The sequence below is a fragment of the Staphylococcus hsinchuensis genome (assembly GCF_038789205.1).
Classification (GTDB): domain Bacteria; phylum Bacillota; class Bacilli; order Staphylococcales; family Staphylococcaceae; genus Staphylococcus; species Staphylococcus hsinchuensis.
Genome location: NZ_CP128356.1, coordinates 35662 through 59476, shown reverse-complemented (window position 1 = coordinate 59476; position 23815 = coordinate 35662). Strand labels below are relative to the sequence as shown.

Below are 23815 nucleotides of genomic sequence, written 5' to 3'. Positions count from 1 at the left end.
AAGATAAATGAAAAACATTAGATTCATAATTCAATCCCTCAAAATCTACACCCAAAGATTTGAGAAATTGAATTATTGAAGACTTTTTTCAACTTTATATAGATATTTATATCAATTTCTTTTATTATAATTTAACCGTAAAAGCATTTCGCGACGATAAATGTTACAACCGATAAACAAATAGATACAACAATGACAACTATTAATGGTTTGAAAGCACGATCTTTTAAGTCTTTAAAGGAAACATTTAACCCTAATGCAACCATTGCCATCAATAAGCATATAGTCGTGACATTATCGATAATTTGCATAACCATGTGTGGCAATGGCACATAAGTATGGAACAGTGCCATCATGACAAAACCAAGTAAAAAGTAAGGTACATCAATACGTTTTTTTTCGGTCTCGCCCTGTGATTTAAATCTCATAATTAGAATTAAAATAATACTCAAAGGTATTAATAAAAACACACGTCCCAGTTTTCCTAACAATCCAATACTCAAAGCTGCTTGACCTGAGAAATCCGCAGCAAGAATTACATGTGCAATTTCATGTAAACTTGTGCCTGACCAGACCCCAAATACTTCAGGAGATATTGTAAAAACAGAATATATCACAGTATATGCAAGTGAAAATATAGTGCCAATAAGTGCGACAATCCCGATACTAATCGCAGAATCTTTTTCTCTGGACTTTAATATTGGAGATATTGCTGCAATAGCCGCCGCGCCACATACCCCAGTGCCAATACCTAATAATAGCGTGAGGTGTTTATCCCCTTTAATGTATTTATTTAGTAACAACATTAACCCGATACTAAAAAGGATGACTCCAATATCGATTAATAACAAACCGCTACCTTTTCCAATCACATCATAAATATTTAACTTTAATCCATATAATATAATAGCTAATTTCAGTAACCGTTTAGATGAAAATGCGATGCCTAAACGATATGCTTCAGGGTAACCCTTAAAATGTCTATATAGAATCGCAATCAGTATAGCAATTGTTAAAGCACCTATCTTATCTAAAAATGGTAACTTTGAGCCTAATAAACTTATAACTGCGATGATAAATGTGAATAATAAACCATAAATAAAGGCTTTACTTTTTAAGGTCTTCATTTTTTAACTCCTCCTTTATCAAAAGCTTAGCACCGCAAAGTTATAACGTGAAATAAATATTAAGTATATTACTCATAACAATTTTGTTATAATAGAGGGGCTCAAATGTCAGGAGGCCTAGTTAATGGATTCATTAAAAGTTCTAACTGAAGTAGTTAAAACGCAAAGCTTTACTAAGGCTGCAGAAAATTTATATACTTCACAGCCATCAATAAGTCGTGATATTAAACGATTAGAACTGGAATACGATGTAAAAATTTTCGAATTTAGACATTCTAAAATGTCTTTAACGAGTGATGGGGAGAAACTATTTCAATATGCTTTACAGCGTGAGCATTTAGAACAAACCTTAAGACACGATTTGAAAATGCAGCCTGATACGATTTCGGGAGATTTAACGGTAGGGAGTAGTTACACGTATGGCGAATATCGATTGTCACAACATCTTACTGATTTAGCAAAAAAATATCCTGAATTATATATTCATGTGCAATTAAATAATTCTGATACAGTATTACAACATATTAAGAATAACATTATCGATTTAGGTATAATCGAAAAAGAGGTTCAAAGCAATATCATATACAGTAGACGTATTGCTCAAGATGAAATAGTATTAATTCGTAAAAAATCATCATCTCCAAATAAAGCAATATGCTTTATCAGAGAACGTGGATCAGGTACACGCGTTTACCAAGAAAATGCATTATCACAAATGACTTCATCATCCTATTTAGTAGAAATTAATAATACAAATCTAATTAAAAATATGGTCCATGCTGGTAACGGCTTTTCTATTGTTTCTAAATCCACATTAACGCCGTATGATTTAGAAAAACTAGAAGTAACAAACTTAGACATCACACGCTATTTCTATTTAGTCATACATAAAGATAAGTATATTGATACGAAACTTAATGAAGTCATCAAAAATTTGGTTTCATAAATTTTGATTTTTGTATTATTTATTCTAAATTTAATGCACGTTCCAATGACAATCTATTTTATAAATGGCTAAATATCTGTTTAGAAGCCATCCAAGAAAATATAAGCATCTAACTACATTTTTAAAATCTAATTACTCAAAAAATAAAGATAAAGTATAAACTCTCAATATATAACATTCATAATTTACCCTTTAAATTCTTTACAATTAGTATCGAAAATATTAAAACGATACCTTGTAACTAATATCGTATATATCACTTTGCATTCCCACCTGCTATGATGTTATAATGTATTTAACAAAAAGTAGTTCCATTGGAACACCGAACCCCCAACCTACTGGAATAGGTTGGGGGTTCTTTTTGGTGGGCTATGTCGCCTTATTATTTATTGCGGCTGTTTAGCCAAAACGTAAAACCCGCAATTATGCATCCTGAAACAACAGGTGCAATTATACTAACAAAAAGCAGTTCCACTGGTCTCACCTCCTTCCGTCGAATATATCGCCGGAAGTTAAGACGACTCTGTTATTATATCATTTGTGAAAGTGTAAGCATATCTACTTCCGATAAGTCATTTTATGTTATATCTTTGCTTATTTTTATAGTATCAAGACAAGAAGAAAATCGTTTCAAAAACCCTTCTGATTTTTAGAGAAAAACTCTCTTATTTCATCGTCTTTAATAAAATAATATGCCATCTTTCCATCTTTATAAAAATCAAGCACCTCATTTTTATATAAAAGTCTTAAATGATGTGAAGTTGAAGCAACACTCATTTTCAATATCAAAGAAATATCACAAACACACAACTCATCTTCTTTAATCAAAGATAATATGATTTTCAATTTCTTCTCATCACAAATTTTTTCTAAAATGTTAAGTAATTTCTTAGATTTATCATCTTCTAAAAAACTTAAAGCATTGTTAACTTTATCCTCATGTACACAGATCACATCACAAGCATTTTCATAACTCATATAAAATCGCACCCTAAATTAAAATATAAATCCTAAAATTGTTTGAATAGTATCATTTTCAATAATAATAAATAAACCTAAAGCTATATAAATAAAAGCCATAATCCAACGACTAAATTTCTCAACAATTTCTCCAACTCCTGGAATATTAGCTAATTTTTGTGCAGTAAATACCAAGAAGAAAATTAAAATTAAAAAGACAAACAAAGTAATTAATAAATTAGTAACACTTAATGTCACAAAATACGGAACAAATAAACCAATATTATCAGCACCACAACTTGCTATCGTAACAATTGCAACCGTACCAACTAATTTAGACAATCCTTTTTCATTCAATTCTTTTTTAGCTCTCTTTTCTCCTTCACAATCATCATAAATAGCTACTTTAATTCCTAAATAAATCGGTATTAACCCTAATAATCCTAATATCCATTTTTCAGGAACATAATTTAAGACAAAGGCAAAGAATAAACTTACGACAATCAATGCCACAGATCCTACATATTGACCAATATAAATATCTCGATATTCTTTCCTAGTCTTTGCTCTAGCAAAAAATATTAATAAAATTACTAATAAATCAACTGCTGTAGCAATATAAAGAATAGCAGCAGTTACAATAGTCTGAATCATAACTACACCTCATTCAAAAATGTTTTTGAATGTATTATAACTTATGTTTTCAAATAATCATAGGTGCTTTATTTATTTTTATTCACTTTAAATAAAAAAACGTCCCAAGTATACTACATAATAGTACTTAAGACGTTTTAATTTTTATTTAGTTTTTATCTCCTTTAACTTTATCAATCAAATCATTAGCTTTGTCTTTAACATCATCTACTACTTCTTTGGCTTTACCAGAAGCTTTATCTCCTTTGCCTTCTGCTTTTAAATCCTTATTATCAGTAGCATCTCCAATAGTCTCTTTGATATTTCCTTTTGCTTGTTCGAATTTTTCTTCGCTCATTTTCTATTCCTCCTAAATAATCAATATCTACAATGCAATTCTATTATTCAAATGCCCTTTTTAAAAGTAAAATCATATCCCTGTTTTATCCCTTGCCTTAAACCTTGTATTATCCTATGTATACAAAATGATTTATGTATTATTTTCAAATCACACCATAAACCACCCCATAAATCAGGCACATCTGAAGAAACTCAGAATCAAAGGATATTCAATTCCTCGTGACTTTCTTAGTTAAACTCTGTTTAATTAAGATTTTTTATGTTTCATTGTCCAAAGGCGCACTTACATACCAAAATGGTATCGTGCTAAAACCGAAAATCGCGTGTAACATCCCAATACCTTTATTTTGCATTTTAAGGGGGTATTTAGAGCAAACTCTGTGTTTCTTATATGTTTGTTACTCAAGTCCCAATATAAGCATTTAAAACGTAAATATGGGCTTATGACAGAAAAATATAACATCTTAATTTATACATAAAATATACAACGTCAAAAACTTAGGATATTTGCGTAGGATATTTTACATGAGCATAAGGAAATCCAGTACCACTTTAGGTGGTATTCAGCATAGCTGAAGGATTATCTTATGTTCGTCTTGATTAAGTGTTCTTTTTAAAATTATCATAAACGCTGATATAACAATACTTATAGTTAATATTAAATAAGAATTGATCGATACTATAACCTCTAATATTGCATACTATTTACAATTGTTACAAGACCACTTTAAATTGTCTTAATACTATTATTTTTGTTGATTTCATAGGCTTCAGTCGACGTCAATCCTATAAATAGGATTGATTTTTTTACCCAAATCCTATTAATCCTATTACTTTTTAACTTTTTTATTATTCTATAAATATTTCTAAATGCTCTAAAAAGTATCTTAAAATTGCAATAAGAGTATTTAAAATTTAAATAGTTCTTGTGATAAAGTTTTTTTAAAAGTAGTGATTTAAATCGTGAAAATTATAAGTATTATTTTAGGGATTTTAGTTATTCTTTCTTAGTTATTTGCGATGAGAGAATATAGAAAAGGGAACGAAAAGACGGAAAAAGGGAAGTTAGTTATATTACTTGCTTGTTTGTTAACGATTATTATGACTTTAATGCGAATCTTTGATTAGACTATGCATTTGTTTTTATTCACTTTAAATAAAAAAACGTGAAGTAAGAGAACTTGCAACTTACCTCACGTTTTATACCTAAAATATCTTATTCACTCATAATTTGACATTTATTCACATAGCCATTATAAATATAAAATCTCACATCTTTATTACCAATTTTGTACTTATATACTTCACCCCATGCTGAAGTAGGAGAGTAAGAATTTGGTTGGCCATAATTTTGAGTTAAAGTATTTTTATTAATAGATTTTCCATCGAGAGAGAAGAAAACACCATTAGCTTTATTCTCAGATACACCATAAAGTGTTTGATCGTATAAATTTATTCGATTGTCACCGGTTGGATTCTTTGATATTTGATAGCCGTTGATAGTAAAATTATCGTATTTCAATGACTCTTTGAAATTTTTGTCTAATATAAATCCACTTTGGTTCTGTTGCAAAGTTAAAAATCATGTAATATTTATACTGAAAAACGAAAAAAAATTAATACTAACAAAACTCTTTACTGTTAAAACAATATTTGCTTTTATAGTTTTGTATAGATGTGCATATAATTTTAACTTTGCAACAGAACCATCTATTCTATAAAAGAATAGTTCTTATTAAAAATAAGTATTTTAATTTCTGTATGTTTTGTATTACATTAATATTTGTACTTAAAAGAAGGGAGTCAATTATGAATACAAAAGAGCCAAAAACAGTTGTTGTTATTGGCGCTGGTGTTTTAAGCACAACTTTTAGTTCTATGCTTAAAGAGTTAGAACCAAGTTGGAATATAAAACTATATGAACGTTTAGATCGTCCTGGTATCGAAAGTTCAAATGAGCGTCATAATGCTGGAACAGGTCATGCTGCTTTATGTGAATTGAACTATACAGTGAAACAACCTGATGGATCAATTGATATAGAAAAAGCAAAAGAAATTAATGAACAGTTTGAGATTTCAAAACAATTTTGGGGTTATTTAGTTAAAAATAATAGTATTTCTAACCCTAAAGAATTTATTCAACCATTACCTCACATTAGTTTTGTTAGAGGTAAAAATAACGTTCAATTCTTAAAGGATCGTTATCATGCTATGAAGGATTTTCCAATGTTCGACAATATTGAATATACAGAAGATATTGAAGAGATGAGAAAATGGGTTCCATTAATGATGGAGGGTCATAGCTCAAGTGATATTATGGCTGCTAGTAAGATTAACGAAGGTACAGACGTTAACTTTGGAGAGCTTACTCGTAAAATGGCTAAAAATATTGAACAACATCCTAATGCCAATGTCCAATATAATCATGAAGTAATAGACTTTAACCATCGAAAAGATGGTAAATGGGAAGTTAAAGTGCGTCAACGTAACAGCGGTGATGTTCAAACTGAACTTGCTGATTATGTATTTATTGGTGCTGGTGGTGGTGCTATTCCACTATTACAAAAAACTGGAATTCCAGAAAGTAAACATTTGGGCGGATTCCCTATTACAGGACAATTTTTAATTTGTACTAACCCAGACATTATAGCCCAACACGATGCCAAAGTTTACGGTAAAGAGCCACCTGGCACACCACCTATGACAGTACCTCACTTGGATACTCGATATATTGATGGTGAACGTACATTATTATTTGGTCCATTCGCTAGTGTGGGTCCTAAGTTCTTAAAAAATGGTTCTAATTTTGATTTATTTAAATCAATCAAACCATATAATATTACAACATTGTTATCTGCTGCTGCTAAAAACCTACCTTTAATCAAATATTCATTTGATCAAATATTAATGACTAAAGAAGGTTGTATGAATCATTTACGTACATTTTATCCAGAAGCACGTGATGAAGATTGGCAATTATACACTGCAGGCAAACGTGTACAAGTGATTAAAGATACTCCCGAATATGGTAAAGGATTTATTCAATTTGGTACAGAAGTTGTTAATTCTGAAGATCATTCGGTAATAGCTTTATTAGGAGAGTCTCCAGGAGCATCGACTTCAGTATCTGTAGCTTTAGAAGTACTTGAGAAAAACTTCCCTGAATATGAATCTGAATGGACACCTAAAATACAAAAAATGATTCCATCTTATGGTAAATCACTCATTAATGATACTGCGTTAATGAAAAAAATCCGTCAACAGACATCAAAAGATTTAGAATTAAATTACTATCAAAACAATAAGTAGGCTACAATACAATGCTAAAAAAGGAATGTTAAGCGTGAAAAAATTATTAATAGTAACAATTATTAGTACTATTGGTTTTTGTGCACTCAAACGTTACCAAAAACATGTAAACCAAGCACCAAACATAGAATATTAGAGTCAAAATATTTATAAAAATTATTACGTATATTAGTTTTATAAACCCAAATTCAATTTTTAGTGATATTAAAAAGAGGTCTCATATATGAGATCTCTTTTTTCATTGATAGAGTTTTTGGATTCTGTAAGTATAGTACTATAAGGGTTCTGTTGCAAAGTTAATTTTATAGTATAATTTTAACAAAAAAGGAGCGTTCTCTATGAATTATTTTAGATATAAGCAATTTAATAAAGATGTAATAACTGTAGCCGTCGGCTATTACTTAAGATACGCGCTTAGTTATCGTGATATATCTGAAATACTAAGAGAACGCGGCGTTAACGTTCATCATTCAACGATCTACCGTTGGGTTCAAGAATATGCTCCTATTTTGTATCAAATTTGGAAGAAAAAGCATAAAAAAGCTTATTATAAATGGCGCGTTGATGAGACATACATTAAAATAAAAGGAAAATGGTGCTATTTATATCGTGCCATTGATGCAGATGGTCATACATTGGATATTTGGTTACGTAAGAAACGAGATAATCATTCAGCATATGCGTTTATTAAGCGACTTATTAAACAATTTGGTAAACCTCAAATGATAATTACAGACCAGGCACCTTCGACGAAGGTGGCAATGTCTAAGTTGATTAAAGATTTTAAACTTAATCCCGACTGTCATTGTACATCTAAATATCTTAATAACCTCATTGAGCAGGATCACCGTCATATTAAAGTGAGAAAGACGAGATATCAAAGCGTCAATACGGCAAAGAATACACTCAAAGGTATTGAATGTATTTATGGTCTATATAAAAAGAACCGTAGGTCTCTTCAGATCTACGGATTTTCGCCGTGCTACGAAATTAATCACATGTTGGCCAGTTAAGGGAATACTACCATGTTAAAATGATAATTAGTTATATTTTTTCTGACTTTGCAACAGAACCTTTTTAGCGATCTGTTGAGCCTCAGAACGATAACGGATTGGGAATGAAAAAGATCGTTTTGTAAAACATGTCACTTATAATCTTTTACATCTATTATGTATAAAAGTATTACAATCAATTTATTTATTCAAAATTTGATAAATTTTATAAAACAATGGATGTATAGGTTTAATAAAATCTCCAATATATTCTTCAATATGTGCACCAAATCCCTTTTTAAACTGTTGTACTCCATAATCATCAGCATCTTTACTAAAGTCTCCTGTAATTCCATAAAAATTATATCTTGGAATCTGATGATCTAGTGCAAATTGAATCATGTCCCATTGTAATGCGTATGCTCCTTTAAATTGGTAAAAATTAGGGTTTGAACCGCTCGAAAGATAGTAAACTTCATCTTTATTATATATATATAAAGCAGCTGCTAAATCTAAAATATTACCTTCACTATCAATTAAACTTTGTGCTTCTTGAACTTTCTTTTTATTACTTTGAAGTTTTTGTTCTAATTGTTTATGTTGAGATTTACTCTTTTTAGAATTCGGATTTTCTTTGAGCTTATCTTTTATCATTTCCATTGATTTATTTAATTCTACCCTTGTAATTTCAAGTTGTTTTAAATAATTTTGCAAGTTAATATAAGATAACTTAACCATTGAATTTTGTGGATACATTACTTGAGCTTCTTTAAAAAATTTATAAGGGTTCTCTCTATATTTAAAATTATGTCTTTCTTCAGCCATTTTAAACAAACGATAAAACCGTTGTGTCTCAGATATATCTAATGTAATTGTTTCAACTCCCATTTCTAAGGATTTATTGATATTACGTCGTGTTTGATATTCCATATCTTTCCATATAGTATCTTTACTTTTATCTTTTAAATTCAATACAGACAACCAACGAATCTGACTTTTTTGAGAATAACCGACTGTATACCCTTGATGTTTATATCCTAATTTTGAAAGTTGATATATTAAATTTGTATTATTAAAGGAATGTAGTATTTCTCCATTTGTATTTCTAATGTTTTCTAAAATATATGGATCCAATGATGCAAATAATGTTCTGTGCTTTTTCAAATATTTAGTTAATCCTTTAAAAAAGCAATCAACAAGTATTTTATTATTATAGTCAAGAACCGGTCCCTTATGAGAATAAAAATATTTAAATATTTTTAACGCTCTTGCTTCAGATAGTAAACAAGCACCTATGACTTCATCATTATCTTTAACTCCAACCAAATGAACATCATTGTCTTTATTTTTACGAAATCGATATTGATCTATAGATTGCGTGAAATGTACTGGTCTACTATTGATAAAATCTTCATATTCTTTTTCTGTCAAAGTTGTAAAATGCATATAACTATCCTCCTAACTCATGTAACTTTATTATAACAATCGAAAAGTATTTTTCAATTATATTATTGATATAAATTATTTTTTTATATTTTCCTAAAGGGTAAATTGCCCCGAACTTTTTAATATCTTTTTATAAATCTTTTTAAAACCTTTTTAGGCGTCTTTTGATTCTTAGAGACACAGTGGATTTAGAATGTTAAAGGCAACTTTTTGTAACTACAAAGGCAACTTGGTTCTGTTGCAAAGTAAAAAAATATAGCTAACCACTAATTTATCATGTCAGTGTTCGCTTAACTTGCTAGCATGATGCTAATTTCGTGGCATGGCGAAAATCCGTAGATCTGAAGAGACCTGCGGTTCTTTTTATATAGAGCGTAAATACATTCAATACCTTTTAAAGTATTCTTTGCTGTATTGATACTTTGATACCTTGTCTTTCTTACTTTAATATGACGGTGATCTTGCTCAATGAGGTTATTCAGATATTTCGATGTACAATGACAGTCAGGTTTAAGTTTAAAAGCTTTAATTACTTTAGCCATTGCGACCTTCGTTGAAGGTGCCTGATCTGTAATTACCTTTTGAGGTTTACCAAATTGTTTAATGAGACGTTTGATAAACGCATATGCTGAATGATTATCTCGTTGCTTACGCAACCAAATATCTAATGTATGTCCCTCTGCATCAATGGCACGATATAAATAGCTCCATTTTCCTTTTATTTTGATGTACGTCTCATCAATACGCCATTTGTAATAAGCTTTTTTATGCTTTTTCTTCCAAATTTGATACAAAATTGGGGCATATTCTTGAACCCAACGGTAGACCGTTGAATGATGAACGTTTACACCACGTTCACTTAATATTTCAGATATATCATGATAACTCAATGCATATCTTAGATAGTAGCCAACGGCTACAGTGATAACATCCTTGTTAAATTGTTTATATCTGAAATAGTTCATACAGAAGACTCCTTTTTGTTAAAATTATACTATAAATTCAACTTTGCAACAGAACCCAAAATGACAAGAGAATATGTTTTGATTGGACTATTAATTCTCTAATTTCACTCTAGCACATGATAGTGCAGAGAAACATTATTGATTATCATAATTATTTTTTATTTTGCTACGTTAGGTATGATTCTACCGCACTCACTTTGTTCGTTTGCTACAGCATGAATATAAAGGTCGAACTAAAGATTCTGACCTATATTCACGCTAAAAATCCCCTCAAAACCAATATAACTAATTTTAATTATTCTTTATTCTTGAGGTAAATGAATGAAATTGGTCGTATAAGCAATCGAGTGTTTAGGAATGAGCGTACGTTTCTCTAATTCATTATCTTTTGGATCTTTGATGCCATCGCTTTTCACTAATAATATTTCGTACGTATATTCTTTAACAATATACCCCGTAAATGATTCTCCATTATTTAAAACAACTTTTACCTTTTTATGATCAAAGAAAGCATACGCTTGTTTTGGATAATCATAGTTTTTGTAATGTTTTAGCCTCGCTTTTTGTTTATTATTCATCATTTTATCCCCCCTTTATATTAAGAATTTAATAATTGTCCTTTCTTTGCTATATTGCTAGCAGCTACAATATCATTGTTTTGATGTATGAATCCACATTTTGTACACTTAAACTTATTTTTATTAGTTCTGTTGTACTGATTTCTATCATGGCATATTGGACATTCAATAGACGTGAAACTTTCATCAACGATCAGTATTTCGTCATTTTCATTTTTTCGCTGCTTAATCGCAAAATAAGTCAAGTCAAATACCAAACTAGGAAAAGATAAATGGCTTGAACCATGATCACCTAATGCAAAGACGGTTTGAAAACGATTGGACGTTTGTTCTAACATTTCGTTAACTACTTGATTGATGTGGCTTTTAAGTCCTGTTTTCAGTTTAGAATAAGCTTCGCTATTATCATATTGCTTATTAGCAATACGTCTCTCGTATTTTCTAAAAAGATGGAAGAGCGTGTTATGTTTATCGACAAAAACAAAAGATCGATCTATATTTGACGTTGTTAAATAATGGTATTTACCTAAATCGATACCAATAATATGAGCTTTTTCTTGTTTTATATAATCGTTAATCGCTTTGATATGCTTATATTTACAGTTTTCTAGCTTTTCTGGAAAACGTCTATAATAGCTTAAATACCAATTCGGAACTTGAATGACCCTCATATCCTCTTTTGTCATGTGAGGTAAAAAACTTTTAACTAACGAAAAATTCATCGCCTATCATCCCCCCTTTTTTCTTGTATTTTATGTTTTAAATACGTTGAGTGGACTGTTTTCAAAGTTTTTTCTACGCATATTCGTTGAGCGCATTTCTTCTAATTCGGACAAAATAGAGCGCATTAAATATCCTTGCATAGCTTCAACAGTTTCTTGTTTTTTAACCATTATACCTTTGAATCTTTTAAGTACTGTAAATAATTCATCATCCATATCTTCAAGCATATACACTTCACCATACATATCATTAAACGAACGCTTAGCTTTTAAAATAACTGATTTAATGATTTGTATTTCTTTAGCACTAAAGTTATTCATATATCTCTTTGTATCTTCGGGCATTTCCTGAAGTTCTAAATGTTTTAAAGCTTCTTCATCGGATTGTTGTTGTAAATGATTCGTATGATTTGGATGATTAGGTTTTGTAGCTTCTACATTTTCTTCTCTTACATCATTCATATCATTCGTATCACTAGAATCAGTATTACTAATATCAGTGTCATTAAGTTCAGTATCATTAGTGTGCGATTTTCGCATTTCTTGTTGTGCGATTTCAGCATTTCTAGAAATGCGATTTTCGCAATTCTTGAAATGCGAAAATCGCATTTCAGTGTCATGACAAGTCTCATCAATGTTTTCTTCTTGTTTTTTGATTTCATAAACGTCTTCTTTAGTAACTTCAGGATTCATTAAATATAATTTATTAGGTCGTCCTTGCCCACATCTTACTTGTTCTAAAAGATTATTTTTTGATAACTCTTTTTTAATTTTTGTTAATTTACCATCATGACAATTTAATATAGCTTTAAGTTTTTCATTTGTGAAAATGAAAAATATATCGCCATTATCATCAAACCAATTGTTCTTTATTGATAATTCTAATCTGTCTTTTAACAAAGCGTACGCAATTTTAGCATCATTACTTAATTGCATATATTTCTCATTAGTAAAAAACACTTTTGGCAGTTGATAAAATTTTTCTCTATATTGTTGTTGGATATTAAATCTTTCTTCAGTCATAATAAAAAACCTCTTTCCGTATTTTGATTTGGTAAGAGGTAATAAAACGCTTTTATATATATTTGTGTTTATTTACTAGTTTCAATACTTGCACTAAGTAACAATTCAGTATATAATACAGGTATCAAAACATTGTAGATAAATAAACGTGGGGAACGTTTTATTACCAAACATTTAAGGGCAACTACGACCAATAGTTGCTCTTTTTATTTTGTTATAAATTAATAATAACACTTATATACCTATAGAAACAATTTATTTTGTAACTTTTTATGAGTAACATGTTACATGTAACAAACAACACAAAGAATATATAAGAATGAATTAAGAACAACGAGATTATGTATAAGTTGAAAGAAACAAAGTTTTGCAGTAACATGTTACATGTAACAAACAACACAAAGAATATATAAGAATGAATTAAGAACAACGAGATTATGTATAAGTTGAAAGAAACAAAGTTTTGCAGTAACATGTTACATGTAACAAACAACACAAAGAATATATAAGAATGAATTAAGAACAACGAGATTATGTATAAGTTGAAAGAAACAAAGTTTTGCAGTAACATGTTACATGTAACAAACAACACAAAGAATATATAAGAATGAATTAAGAACAATGAGATTATGTAGGAGGGTTATTTTGAATATAATAACAGTTGGAAATTTTAAAGGTGGCGTAGGTAAAACTACAGTATCTACATTACTTTCTTATATTGCATCTGAAAACTATAACAAAAAGGTTCTTTTAATAGATTTTGATCCTCAAGGTAACGCTACTCAAATTATGAAAAGAACTTATCCAGAATTTAAAGAGGAATCACTTTCATTCATAAATATGCTAAAAAGTGGAAATATAGATGAAAGTATCATTAGATTAACTTCTAATTTATCATTATTGCCCGCTGATTCGTCTTTGGCTAATTTATCCGATATTATTTCAAAAACAGACATTTTGAAAAAAAGATATATTTTAAAAAATGTGGTAGAAAAAATTGAAAAAATTTATGATTTCGATTATGTATTTATAGATGTGCCACCTACTATAAATTCAGATTTTACTAATAATGCTGTTTACGCAAGTAATTATATTTTAATGGTATTTCAAACACAACAATCAGCTTATGAGAGCAGTCTTTCTTTTGTTAATTTTCTAAGAGATAGAAAAAAAGAGTCAGATTTACCATTTGAATTAGTTGGTGCAGTTCCAGTATTAATAAAAAAAAATGGACGAGTAGATAAACAAATATTAGAGATGTCTAAATCTGCGTTTTCTGAAGCATTATTTGAACACCAAATATATCAAAGAGAAAGAATAAAAAAGTTCGCTGCTGATGGGATAAAAGATAAAGATATGCATGATAAAAAAGTCATACATATGTTCAACAAAGTATATGAAGAATTAGTTAGTAGAATTAAATTAATTGAGGAGGAATGAAATGTATGGCTGGATTTTTAGATAATATAGATACTTCGGAAGTGAAATACACAGAGAATTATAGACCTATATCTAAAAGTACAACAATGAGAGTAGATACTGATATTAAGAAAAGGCTAAACCAAATGGCGTTAGATAAAGATACGTCTATAAAATCAATAATTGATAAAGTTTTAGAAGAATTTTTAGAAAATAATAAGTATTAAAAAGTTAATTTATAGTAATTTTTCAAATAAAGAAAATGCTAAAATGCGTCACTATACTAGTGACGCATTTTTTGTAACTTCTGATAATCATCGATTATGTTAATAAATGCAAAATCAAACAGAACTTTTTTAATGTTAGCAACAATTTTTATTACCATTTTCTTTTTTCTCATTATTTTCGTCTTTTTTGTCTGTTTTCTCTTCAATTTCAACTGAACAACATGACTGTTCTTGAGGTTTTAATTTTTTTAATGCGTCTTTGATACCCATTTACTTCACCTCCTTAAATGATTAAGTTAACAACTAGACCAGTAGCAATAGCTACGACTAAAATTGCTATAACAAAAGATATTACAAATTTCTTTTTAAATAATTTCGATAACAATACAACTTCAGGAATACTTGCTCCTGCGCCACCTATAATTAATGGTACGACTGTTCCCAGTGACATACCTTTAGATACTAAAGCTTCAGCTATAGGAAGCATTGTTTCTGGTCTAATATACATAGGTATACCAATAACAGAAGCAATAATAACAGAGATAATACTATCACCACTCGCATATTGTGTTATAAAGGTTTCTGGAATAAATCCATAAATAAATGCCCCAATAAATACACCAATAATTAAATAAGGTAACATTGGATATAGGAAAGCCCAAGCATCATTTAGCGCTTGCTTAACACGAGATCCTGATTTATTAGTGAAAAATCCATCACCTTTGACATTAACGCCTTTATAACTCTCTGCTAAATTCATTTTTGAAAAAACAAGGCCAGTTAAAATGCTGAATATCGCTAATACAACAAAATAAACAACAGCAACTTTCCACCCTAATAAAATCCATAGCATAAATATCATGAGTGGATTCATGAGTGGCGAAGCGATTAAGAAACTCATAGCTGGACCAAACGGAACTTTAGAGTTTAACAAACCTGCAAGTATAGGAATAGTAGAACAAGAACAAAATGGTGTAATAGCACCAAAAATCATTCCTAATACATAGTTGGTTGCTTTATTTGGTTTGCTTAAAAGCTTTTGTATTTTATCTTCTGATACTACTTGTTGAATTAAACTTACAATAAAACTTACAACTATAAATAATGCTAACAATTCAAAAAATAACATTAAAAATGTTTTTATGAATTCTATGATTGAATCTGTCATTAGTATAACTCCTCTGAATTTATTTAATCAACTTTTTTTGATATATAAATTAAAAAAAGTTGATTAATATGATGTGTAAGAAGATAAATCCTATAATATTTTACAGCAAGTATCTTCAGTTAATACAACTTGAATTTGTGCTTCATTGATTTTGTAGTAGTTCCAAGTACCGTATTTTTCAGGTATTAAAATCTGTGCACTTACTAGTTTTTTTAAATGATATGAAATTTTAGATTGTTTTAAATCTAATAACTCCTCTAAGTCGCATACACATAGTGATTTATTAGGGCTTTGACTAATTTGATTAAGTATTTTTAATCTATTTTTGTCAGCAAGTGCATTAAACATGTTTTCATAAAAATCTAATTGTTGATCTTCATTCATATCAGTTTTTGCTTTAATAACTTCCATAAAAAGAGCACCTCTTTTTTATAATATTTGATTAGAGTTTATATTATCTTTATTTCAATTCTTGTATTGCTTGTTTGTAGTTATTTTCTGTTGATTCACCATACTGATGAATATTACCTTTAAAGAACTCCTTCTCCATATATATTGTAGCTTCTTTTAAAGTGACTTCTCTTGATACCATAACAAGATTTAAATAACTTACAAAGTAACCAACAGATAAAGTACTTGCGTGGTTTACTCGCAATCAGGCACACCTCCTTATTGTCTAAATAATTTTATTCCATTTAATATATCAACTTTTTTTGATATATTAAATATAAATCAATATATACATTATTGCAAGATTAAAAAACTATAATTTCACATAAACTTAGACATGCTCCACAGCAATAGTAAAAATATTTTCTTCCTAGCTATATTATTAGAAACTCAAATTAAGTAAAATTTTAAAAATCCAAATCAATACATATACACTAATCTATATAGATGTTAATCTATGGTAGTAAAATAATTAATGAGGTGAGTATAATGTTAAATATTGAAATATACGAAGAAGCTATGTGCTGTTCTACTGGCGTATGTGGTCCAGAACCGGATGAAACACTAATAAAGACGAACCAAATCAATGAATATTTAAAACAAAATCAAATAGAAGTTCAACGTTATAATATGAGTAACAATCCGAATGAATTTATTAAAAATAAAGAAGCTATTCGTTTAATTCAAGAAAAAGGTAATGAAGTTTTACCAATCACTTTTATAGAAGGCAATATAGCTAAAACGGGTACTTATATTACCCAAGAAGAAGCCGATGAAATTATTACGGTTAATCAGATGAGAAATGGAGGATGCTGTGATGGAGATGGATGCTGTTAAATACTTAAATAAATTGAATTTAGATAATGTTGAGTTAACAAAATATTTGTTTTTTACTGGTAAAGGTGGCGTAGGCAAAACGACGATATCAAGTTCTATTGCTTTAAACTTAGCGGAAAATGGAAAGAAAGTAGCTTTAGTAAGTACTGATCCAGCTAGTAATTTACAAGATGTATTTCAAATGGAATTATCTAATAAATTAACTAAATATCAACCTATACCTAATCTCTCTATAGCCAATTTTGACCCGATTGCTGCTGCAGACGATTATAAAGCACAATCTATAGAACCTTATGAGGGTATTCTACCAGAAGATGTGCTTTCTGAGATGAAAGAACAGTTAAGTGGTTCGTGTACAGTTGAAGTAGCAGCGTTTAATGAATTTACAAATTTTTTATCCGATAAAACTTTAGAACAAGAATTTGATTTCATTATATTTGATACAGCTCCAACAGGTCACACCTTGAGAATGCTTGAATTACCTTCTGCATGGACAGATTATTTAAATACAACGAGTAATGACGCTTCTTGCTTAGGTCAATTATCGGGTTTAAATGAAAATAGAGGTAAATATAATTCAGCACTTGAAAAACTACGTAACCAAGACGATACGACCATGATGTTAGTTGCGAAACCTAGCCACTCTTCTATATATGAAATTCAAAGAGCGCAACAAGAATTACAACAACTATCAATTTCTAAATTCAAAGTAATCATTAACAACTATATAGAAGAAAGTCACGGTTTAATTTCGAGTCAGATGAAATCAGAACAAGATAAAAACATTAATCATTTTACTGAATGGTTAAATAACAATCATGCTTATTACGTTCCATATAAAAAGCAGAAAGAAGAAGGTATAGAAAGTTTAACTAATCTATTAAATGATGATAACTTAATTGAAAATGATGACTTTATTGTTGAAGATCATCCGCAATTCAATAAATTAACAGATGAAATTGAAAATAGTAAAGTTCAATATTTATTTACAATGGGAAAAGGTGGCGTTGGTAAAACGACAGTAGCAACGCAATTAGCTACAGCATTATCTAATAAAGGACATCGTGTTCTTTTAGCAACTACTGACCCTACTAAAGAAATTAATGTTGAAACCACAAGTAATTTAAATACTGCTTATATTGATGAAGAACAAGCATTAGAAAAGTATAAAAAAGAAGTACTAGCCACAGTGAATGATGATACACCACAAGACGATATTGATTATATTATGGAAGATTTAAAATCACCTTGTACAGAAGAAATAGCATTTTTCAAAGCCTTTAGTGACATTATGGAGAACCAAGAAGACATGGATTACGTAATTGTAGATACAGCTCCAACAGGCCATACCTTGTTGTTACTTGATTCTAGTGAAAATCACCATAAAGAACTAAAGAAAAAATCAACTCAAACTACCAGTAATGTTGAAACGTTATTACCTAAAATTCAAAATCAAGATTTAACACAGATGATAATCGTAACACTAGCAGAAAAAACACCTTATTTAGAATCTAAACGTTTAGTAGAAGATTTAAATAGAGCCGATATAGGACATAATTGGTGGGTCGTTAATCAATCATTAGTTACGCTAAATCAACGTGATGACCTTTTTAGTAACAAAAAAGAAGATGAATCGATTTGGATAAACAAGATTAAAAATGAAAGTCTTAATAATTACTTTGTCATACCTTATGGAGGGTTAGAATATTGAAAAAAATTGTTATCATTGGTTCAGTTGCTGCCGGTACGAGTGTCGCGGCTAAAGCAAGAAGAAATAGTGAAGATGTTGAAATTACCGTTTTTGATAAAGATAGTGATATTTCGTATTCCGTATGTGGTATCCCCTACTATATAGGCGGTAATGTATCTGATATTGATGAACTCACGCCACGAAATGCTAAATGGTTTAAAGAACGCTTTAATATAGATATTTATACAGAATATGAAGTGAATAAGATAAATGATAGTGATCAAACAATAACAGTTACTAATTTAGTAAATGATGAAAAGATGATTCAAAAATATGACGAATTAGTATTAGCAACAGGTTCATCGCCTAAAGAACTCCCTCAATTAAATAGCGAAGAATATAATAATGTGTTTAAAGTTAAAAATATTAATGATGCCAAAGCAATTTATAATTATATTAATGACCATGATGTTCAGAATATAACAATCGTTGGCGGTGGATTTATTGGTTTAGAGATGTTAGAACAATTATCTAATTACAACACTTCAATTGTTCAACGTAACACTTTTATGCCTCATTTAGACTACGATATGAGTTTTATGATTCAAGAATATATTGAAGATAAAGCTAACGTATATGCCTATAATGAAATTGACATTATTGATTATGATGAGAATCATACGATAAATAGAGTCAGCTTAAAAACTGGCGAATTAATTGATACAGACTTAATCATTATTGGGATTGGTGTCACACCAAATACTAAATTAGCTAAAGAAATTGGTATTAATATTGGAGAATCTGGAGCAATACAAACCAATAAGTATTTGGAAACAAATATTCCTCATATATATGCAATTGGTGATGCAGCAGAAAGTTATAATTTAATTACTGGTAACCCTATATATAGACCGCTAGGTTCTACAGCAAATAAAATGGGACGTATTTTAGGAGATCGATTAACTGGTGGAAATCTAGAACATAAAGGGATTTTAGGAACAGGCATTGTTCGTGTATTTGATATGACAATTGCCCAAACAGGCTTAACTGAAAAAGAAGCTATTGATTTAGATATTGATATTGACGTATTACACAATGTGAAACCGAATCGTCCAGAATATATGCAAGGCCAAGAAATGGTAATTAAAGCTATATTTGATAAAAACAATTCTAAATTACTGGGTGCCCAAATTATTGGGTATGAAGGTGTAGATAAGAGAATAGATGTACTAGCTACTGCTATAACATTTGGTGCCAAAGCAGAAGATTTATTTCATTTAGATTTAGCATATGCACCTCCTTTTTCTACAACTAAAGATCCTGTTATTTATACAGGGATGATTGGTCACAATATTACTCGGGGACGTAAAATTATAACGCCTGAAGAAGTCGTAAAACAAAAAAATGATTTATTGATTTTAGATGTACGTTCTCCAAAGCAATTTGAAGTTGATCATGTTGATGGAGCGATTAACGTCCCATTGAAAACGTTGAGAAGTTATGCAAAAACGTTAGATGAAAATCAAACAATCGTGACTTATTGTAATAAAGGTACTACTGGTAATGCTGCACAAAACGTACTTATTAATTTAGGCTTTAAACAAGTATATAATTTATCAGGTGGCAATAAAAATTATCAACGATATAAAAGATTTCAAGTAGAAAGGGAGAAGAAAAATTGAATTATAATGAGATATCACAATACTTGAAAGTGATTGCTGATAGTAGCCGTCTTGAAATATTAGATTTGTTATCTTGTGGTGAATTATGCGCTTGTGATTTATTAGAGCATTTTTCTTTTTCTCAACCCACATTAAGTCATCATATGAAAGTATTAAAAGACAATAATTTAATTACATCCAGAAAAGATGGTAATAAAAATTTATACAAATTGAATCATGACGTATTGGATGACGTTACATCACGACTGACTCTATTGAGTTCCAGTACTGTCCCATGTATATGTGAAACAGTAGAGAAAGGTGAGTGTTAATGATGACGATATTAGCAATCACAATATTTGTATTAACGTTAATTTTTGTTATATGGCAACCTAAAGGTCTAGATATTGGTATTACTGCATTAATTGGTGCTGTAGTTGCTATAATCACTGGCGTTGTAAGCTTTTCAGACGTACTAGAAGTTACTGGAATTGTTTGGAATGCGACCTTAACTTTTGTTGCAGTTATTCTTATTTCACTCATATTAGATGAAATTGGCTTCTTTGAATGGTCTGCTATACATATGGTGAGAGCATCAAAAGGTAGCGGATTGAAAATGTTTATCTTTATCATGCTATTAGGTTCAGTTGTAGCAGCTTTCTTCGCAAATGATGGAGCAGCTTTAATACTTACTCCTATTGTTTTAGCTATGGTTCGTAGTTTAGGATTTGATAAAAAAGCGATATTTCCATTTATTATTGCTAGTGGTTTTATAGCTGATTCTACATCATTACCGCTCATTGTCAGTAATTTAGTTAATATTGTTTCCGCAGATTATTTCGATATTGGATTTATTGAATACTTCAGTAAAATGATTATACCTAATATATTCTCATTGATCGCAAGTATTCTTGTTTTATGGTTATATTTTAGAAAGTCTATTCCAAAAACATTTAATGCAGTAAACATTAGAGAACCAAGAGAAGCGATTAAAGATAAAAAACTTTTTAACATCTCGTGGATCGTACTTGGTATATTACTCATTGGTTATTTAATAAGTGAGTTTATAAATATTCCAGTATCCATTATTGCTGGTATCATTGCTTTAATATTTGTATTATTAGCGCATAAATCTAAAGCCGTGCATACGAAACAAGTAATTAAAGGTGCGCCATGGAATATTGTTTTATTCTCCATTGGTATGTATCTCGTCGTATTTGGTTTGAAAAACGTGGGCATTACAACACTTCTTGGTGATGTACTAACAAACATTTCAAGTTATGGCTTATTTAGCAGCATTATGGGTATGGGCTTTGTAGCTGCATTCCTATCCTCTATTATGAATAACATGCCAACCGTTTTAATAGATGCGATAGCTATTGGTCAATCGAGTGCTACAGGAATATTAAAAGAAGGTATGATTTATGCGAATATTATCGGATCTGATTTGGGGCCTAAGATAACACCAATTGGTTCGTTAGCCACACTTCTTTGGTTACACGTACTAACTCAAAAAGGTGTCAAGATTTCTTGGGGAACCTATTTTAAGACCGGAATTATTATCACAATCCCTGTTTTATTTGTAACCCTATTAGGTCTATATTTAACACTAATAATTTTTTAAAAGAGAGGTAATAATAAATGGATAAGAAAACAATTTACTTTATATGTACTGGTAATTCTTGTCGTAGTCAAATGGCTGAGGAAGAGAAATACTCGGCGAAGAATGGAATGTTTACTCAGCAGGTATCGAAACGCATGGCGTAAATCCTAAGGCGATAGAAGCTATGAAAGAAGTGGATATTGACATATCAAACCATACTTCTGATTTAATTGATAATAAAATATTAAGACAATCAGACCTAGTTGTTACACTTTGTAGTGATGCTGATGAGAATTGTCCAGTCATCCCGCCTAATGTAAAAAAAGAACATTGGGGCTTTGATGACCCAGCAGGTAAATCTTGGTCAGAATTTCAACGTGTAAGAGATGAAATAGGTCAAAAGATCAAGCAATTTTATGATAATTAAGTTAATATAAAATTCAAAAACAGAGGATAAGCATTGTTATATGTGCTTATCCTCTGTTTTATATAATGATATTTGCTGCTTACCTTTTTCTGTTAGTTCTGCATATATTGTTGTGCCACATATAGGAAAACACCCATTGTAGAATAACTCTATATTTTTTGCTAAATCTTGCCTCGCTATGCTTTCAAGTGCTAATAAAAAATTTTTTCGCTTACATCTAAAGTTTTAAAATCTACACTTTATTCTTCTCTAATCGATAACAGTACATTATACACTAAATCTTGTTTTAACAACGTTCATCACCTCTTATTTATCTAGATGACGATACAAGGTTGCTCTACTTATATTTGTCTGTTCTTTTATCTCATCTAAAGTGTATTTTTTGCTCATATACATCTCAATAGCATCTCTAAGGTTATTATCATCGCGTTTGGGTCTACCCTAATCGAACCATTATCGATGCTAGTAAAACAGTATTTCTGTATGTATGATTAGAGTATTAAAAATGTTCGTTTTTGACACAAAACCTCTTAACTTAATATTAAGAAGTTTTTCTTGGATATTTAAGTCTATAAACTTGTGTTATAATCAATGTATCATAAATATCAAAAATCATGAGTTTTTAGACGATGAGAGACGCGTTTATTTGCATCGAGAATTAGATTTCGTTAATAAGTGCCCATAAAACGATTAAAAGAGGTGGTATTGAAATGGCTAAAATTGGTTATGCACGTGTATCAACACAAGATCAAAGTCTTGATGGACAGATTGATACACTTGAAGACTATGGTTGTGAACGTATCTTTAGCGAGAAAGCAAGTGGTCGTAAAACCAAAAGAACAGAACTTGATAAGTGTTTAGATTATTTGCGTGAAGGAGATATCCTGGTTATCTATAAACTAGATCGTCTTGGACGTACAACGAAGCAATTAATTGAGTTATCTCAATGGTTCGATGAAAACAGCATTGATTTACATATTATAGATATGAACGTATCGACCAAAGATGCAATGGGCAAAATGTTCTTTACCATGATGAGTGCATTTGCGGAACTTGAAGCTAACTTATTAAGTGAACGTACGAAAAAAGGGTTAGAAGCTGCAAGAGCAAGAGGACGAAAAGGCGGAAGACCTTCATTACCAAATCATAAGAAAAGAGAAATTAAATTCTTATATGATGAACAAAAACTTACTGGGGAAGAAATTGCGAAACAAACAGGGGTAAGCAGATCTACAGTTTATCGAGTATTAAAATAGCAACTGTTTTGAATGT

At 30.0% G+C, this 23815-nt stretch carries 26 protein-coding genes and 3 pseudogenes; 13 read left to right on the top strand and 16 right to left on the bottom strand.

The window, feature by feature from the left end; all coding sequences use genetic code 11:
- Positions 1-131: 131 nt before the first annotated feature.
- Positions 132-1127 (bottom strand): YeiH family protein, encoded by a 996-nt coding sequence (locus tag QQM35_RS11315; protein WP_342610592.1) that lies wholly within the window; start codon positions 1125-1127, stop codon positions 132-134.
- A gap of 124 nt (positions 1128-1251) precedes the next feature.
- On the opposite strand from QQM35_RS11315, the gene QQM35_RS11310 reads away from it, so the two are divergent.
- Positions 1252-2073: a LysR family transcriptional regulator gene (locus tag QQM35_RS11310; RefSeq protein WP_019467637.1), complete on the top strand. Its 822-nt coding sequence runs from the start codon at positions 1252-1254 to the stop codon at positions 2071-2073.
- 382 nt (positions 2074-2455) lie between these two features.
- Here the strand turns inward: QQM35_RS11310 and QQM35_RS11305 are convergent, their stop codons facing one another.
- The 5 genes and pseudogenes from QQM35_RS11305 to isaB form a co-directional block, all read right to left on the bottom strand.
- Positions 2456-2548 (bottom strand): type I toxin-antitoxin system Fst family toxin, encoded by a 93-nt coding sequence (locus tag QQM35_RS11305; RefSeq protein ID WP_107509432.1) that lies wholly within the window; start codon positions 2546-2548, stop codon positions 2456-2458.
- Positions 2549-2703: 155 nt separating this feature from the next.
- Positions 2704-3051 (bottom strand): ArsR/SmtB family transcription factor, encoded by a 348-nt coding sequence (locus tag QQM35_RS11300; protein WP_048762044.1) that lies wholly within the window; start codon positions 3049-3051, stop codon positions 2704-2706.
- Positions 3052-3069: 18 nt separating this feature from the next.
- Positions 3070-3687 carry a CadD family cadmium resistance transporter gene (locus tag QQM35_RS11295; protein WP_342610590.1) on the bottom strand — a complete coding sequence of 206 codons (618 nt, stop codon included), beginning with the start codon at positions 3685-3687 and terminating at the stop codon, positions 3070-3072.
- Between the two features lie 148 nt (positions 3688-3835).
- Complete coding sequence (locus QQM35_RS11290; protein WP_002440614.1) at positions 3836-4024, bottom strand: CsbD family protein; 189 nt, start codon at positions 4022-4024, stop codon at positions 3836-3838.
- 1218 nt (positions 4025-5242) lie between these two features.
- Positions 5243-5587, bottom strand: a pseudogene (gene isaB, locus QQM35_RS11285) (immunodominant staphylococcal antigen IsaB family protein); the annotation flags it as partial.
- Between the two features lie 248 nt (positions 5588-5835).
- Here isaB and lqo point away from each other — a divergent pair.
- The 3 genes from lqo (at position 5836) to QQM35_RS11270 (ending at position 8348) form a co-directional block, all read left to right on the top strand.
- On the top strand, positions 5836-7335 hold the full coding sequence (gene lqo / locus QQM35_RS11280; RefSeq protein ID WP_342610589.1) for an L-lactate dehydrogenase (quinone): 1500 nt from the start codon (positions 5836-5838) through the stop codon (positions 7333-7335).
- Positions 7336-7360: 25 nt separating this feature from the next.
- Positions 7361-7471, top strand: a complete 111-nt coding sequence (locus QQM35_RS11275) for an SE2200 family small protein (protein ID WP_071561274.1) — start codon at positions 7361-7363, stop codon at positions 7469-7471.
- Between the two features lie 202 nt (positions 7472-7673).
- A complete protein-coding gene (locus tag QQM35_RS11270) occupies positions 7674-8348 on the top strand; it encodes an IS6 family transposase (RefSeq protein ID WP_002512555.1) in 675 nt (224 codons plus the stop codon).
- 180 nt (positions 8349-8528) lie between these two features.
- On the opposite strand, the gene QQM35_RS11265 is transcribed toward QQM35_RS11270, so the two are convergent.
- From QQM35_RS11265 to QQM35_RS11245, 5 genes are all read right to left on the bottom strand, one after another.
- Positions 8529-9773 carry an aminoacyltransferase gene (locus QQM35_RS11265; protein ID WP_145376082.1) on the bottom strand — a complete coding sequence of 415 codons (1245 nt, stop codon included), beginning with the start codon at positions 9771-9773 and terminating at the stop codon, positions 8529-8531.
- Between the two features lie 290 nt (positions 9774-10063).
- The gene (locus QQM35_RS11260; protein WP_145376072.1) at positions 10064-10738 is read right to left on the bottom strand and encodes an IS6-like element IS257 family transposase; all 675 of its coding nucleotides are present in this window, start codon (positions 10736-10738) and stop codon (positions 10064-10066) included.
- A 302-nt stretch (positions 10739-11040) separates the two neighbouring features.
- Entirely contained in the window at positions 11041-11316 is a 276-nt protein-coding gene (locus QQM35_RS11255) for a hypothetical protein (protein WP_153907253.1), read from the bottom strand.
- A gap of 20 nt (positions 11317-11336) precedes the next feature.
- Positions 11337-12038 (bottom strand): zinc ribbon domain-containing protein, encoded by a 702-nt coding sequence (locus QQM35_RS11250; protein WP_104681718.1) that lies wholly within the window; start codon positions 12036-12038, stop codon positions 11337-11339.
- 30 nt (positions 12039-12068) lie between these two features.
- Entirely contained in the window at positions 12069-13061 is a 993-nt protein-coding gene (locus QQM35_RS11245; RefSeq protein ID WP_002471380.1) for a replication initiator protein A, read from the bottom strand.
- A 645-nt stretch (positions 13062-13706) separates the two neighbouring features.
- On the opposite strand from QQM35_RS11245, the gene QQM35_RS11240 reads away from it, so the two are divergent.
- Both QQM35_RS11240 and QQM35_RS11235 read left to right on the top strand, forming a co-directional pair.
- Positions 13707-14501: a ParA family protein gene (locus tag QQM35_RS11240; protein ID WP_002448023.1), complete on the top strand. Its 795-nt coding sequence runs from the start codon at positions 13707-13709 to the stop codon at positions 14499-14501.
- Between the two features lie 5 nt (positions 14502-14506).
- Positions 14507-14707: a hypothetical protein gene (locus QQM35_RS11235; RefSeq protein ID WP_002448025.1), complete on the top strand. Its 201-nt coding sequence runs from the start codon at positions 14507-14509 to the stop codon at positions 14705-14707.
- A gap of 135 nt (positions 14708-14842) precedes the next feature.
- Here the strand turns inward: QQM35_RS11235 and QQM35_RS11230 are convergent, their stop codons facing one another.
- The 4 genes from QQM35_RS11230 to QQM35_RS11215 all read right to left on the bottom strand — a co-directional run bounded on the left by QQM35_RS11230 (position 14843) and on the right by QQM35_RS11215 (position 16530).
- Positions 14843-14977: a hypothetical protein gene (locus tag QQM35_RS11230; RefSeq protein WP_002509686.1), complete on the bottom strand. Its 135-nt coding sequence runs from the start codon at positions 14975-14977 to the stop codon at positions 14843-14845.
- A gap of 13 nt (positions 14978-14990) precedes the next feature.
- A complete protein-coding gene (locus QQM35_RS11225) occupies positions 14991-15875 on the bottom strand; it encodes a permease (protein ID WP_112380567.1) in 885 nt (294 codons plus the stop codon).
- A 90-nt stretch (positions 15876-15965) separates the two neighbouring features.
- Positions 15966-16286 (bottom strand): ArsR/SmtB family transcription factor, encoded by a 321-nt coding sequence (locus QQM35_RS11220; RefSeq protein WP_011304045.1) that lies wholly within the window; start codon positions 16284-16286, stop codon positions 15966-15968.
- 49 nt (positions 16287-16335) lie between these two features.
- Positions 16336-16530, bottom strand: coding sequence for a hypothetical protein (locus QQM35_RS11215; RefSeq protein WP_002509689.1), 195 nt, complete (start codon positions 16528-16530; stop codon positions 16336-16338).
- Positions 16531-16814: 284 nt separating this feature from the next.
- Here QQM35_RS11215 and arsD point away from each other — a divergent pair, with 284 nt between their 5' ends.
- The 6 genes and pseudogenes from arsD to arsC all read left to right on the top strand — a co-directional run bounded on the left by arsD (position 16815) and on the right by arsC (position 22543).
- Positions 16815-17162 carry an arsenite efflux transporter metallochaperone ArsD gene (gene arsD, locus QQM35_RS11210; RefSeq protein WP_011304044.1) on the top strand — a complete coding sequence of 116 codons (348 nt, stop codon included), beginning with the start codon at positions 16815-16817 and terminating at the stop codon, positions 17160-17162.
- The gene (gene arsA, locus QQM35_RS11205) at positions 17143-18873 is read left to right on the top strand and encodes an arsenical pump-driving ATPase (RefSeq protein ID WP_172683533.1); all 1731 of its coding nucleotides are present in this window, start codon (positions 17143-17145) and stop codon (positions 18871-18873) included. The genes arsD and arsA overlap by 20 nt, the downstream gene beginning before the upstream one ends.
- Positions 18870-20534: an FAD-dependent oxidoreductase gene (locus QQM35_RS11200; protein ID WP_342610608.1), complete on the top strand. Its 1665-nt coding sequence runs from the start codon at positions 18870-18872 to the stop codon at positions 20532-20534. Before arsA ends, QQM35_RS11200 begins: the two co-directional genes overlap by 4 nt.
- The gene (locus QQM35_RS11195; RefSeq protein ID WP_002509693.1) at positions 20531-20845 is read left to right on the top strand and encodes an ArsR/SmtB family transcription factor; all 315 of its coding nucleotides are present in this window, start codon (positions 20531-20533) and stop codon (positions 20843-20845) included. Before QQM35_RS11200 ends, QQM35_RS11195 begins: the two co-directional genes overlap by 4 nt.
- On the top strand, positions 20845-22137 hold the full coding sequence (gene arsB, locus QQM35_RS11190; protein ID WP_081247903.1) for an arsenite efflux transporter membrane subunit ArsB: 1293 nt from the start codon (positions 20845-20847) through the stop codon (positions 22135-22137). The genes QQM35_RS11195 and arsB overlap by 1 nt, the downstream gene beginning before the upstream one ends.
- 17 nt (positions 22138-22154) lie before the next feature.
- Positions 22155-22543: pseudogene (gene arsC, locus QQM35_RS11185) on the top strand (arsenate reductase (thioredoxin)).
- Between the two features lie 306 nt (positions 22544-22849).
- Here arsC and QQM35_RS11180 read toward each other — a convergent pair.
- Positions 22850-22984 (bottom strand): annotated as a pseudogene (locus tag QQM35_RS11180) (helix-turn-helix domain-containing protein); the annotation flags it as partial.
- Positions 22985-23253: 269 nt separating this feature from the next.
- Here QQM35_RS11180 and QQM35_RS11175 point away from each other — a divergent pair.
- On the top strand, positions 23254-23799 hold the full coding sequence (locus QQM35_RS11175) for a recombinase family protein (RefSeq protein ID WP_046466213.1): 546 nt from the start codon (positions 23254-23256) through the stop codon (positions 23797-23799).
- The last annotated feature ends 16 nt before the right edge of the window (positions 23800-23815 follow it).